A 345-nucleotide genomic window follows, 5' to 3' on the forward strand; every position below is an offset into this window, starting at 1 on the left:
AGTTCAGCGCGCTCACCAGCTGTAGCTCAGGCTGGTGATCAGGCTGCGCGCCTCGCCACGGTAGCAGTAGCCGTCCTGACAGTTGACGTACTGCTTGTCGGTCAGGTTGCGCGCGTTGACGGCCAGGCGCACGCCATCCAGCTCACCGGCGAAGTCGTAGTGCACGCCAGCGTCGAACAGGGTGTAGTCGTCGCTCTTCACCGTGTTCATGTCGTTGCCATATACGCTGCCGGTGTAGCGGGCGCCGGCGCCAAAACCGAGACCCGACGGCAGGTTGTAGTCCAGCCACAGCGCGGCCATGTGGCGCGGCGTGTCCTTCGGCTCCTTGCCCTCGTTGCCGTCATT

The 345-nt window shown here is 64.3% G+C and carries 1 protein-coding gene; it reads right to left on the reverse strand.

All coding sequences use genetic code 11. The features are described 5' to 3' along the window. Nucleotides 1-12: 12 nt before the first annotated feature. Nucleotides 13-345: TonB-dependent receptor domain-containing protein (locus J0A65_RS26630; protein WP_206597180.1), on the reverse strand; the 333-nt coding region annotated here is incomplete at its 5' end.

The organism is Bowmanella yangjiangensis (assembly GCF_017255015.1).
Classification (GTDB): Bacteria; Pseudomonadota; Gammaproteobacteria; order Enterobacterales; family Alteromonadaceae; genus Bowmanella; species Bowmanella yangjiangensis.